This is a genomic window from Anaerostipes stercorihominis (assembly GCF_057535655.1).
Window position 1 is genome coordinate 1 of sequence record NZ_BAAJCL010000044.1, and the last position, 370, is coordinate 370.

Below are 370 nucleotides of genomic sequence, written 5' to 3' on the forward strand. Positions count from 1 at the left end.
AGATGTTGTCATTGGACCATACTTAAAGAAACTGGCAGCGAAAGAAGGCGTGATTTATACAGGATCTGCCGGAGATGAGCCGGGAGCTGTGATGGAGCTTTACAGCTTTGCCAAAGCCATGGGAATGAACGTGGAAGTTATGGGAAAAGGAAAGAACAATAAGATTGATTACGAATGCAACCCGGATACGGTACTGGAGGAAGCAACCCGCCGAGTGATGAGTCCGAAGATGTTATGTGCATTTAAAGACGGAACAAAGACAATGGTGGAGATGACAGCAATGTCCAACTACACAGGATTGGTACCGGATGTGATTGGAGGACACGGACCAAAGACAGCACCGGGAACCGAAGGTGTGAAGGAATTAAAT

Annotated in this window: 1 pseudogene; it reads left to right on the top strand. The window is 46.8% G+C overall.

Annotated features, from left to right (window positions below):
* Nucleotides 1-370, top strand: a pseudogene (locus AC27EF_RS13640) (NAD(P)H-dependent oxidoreductase); the annotation flags it as partial.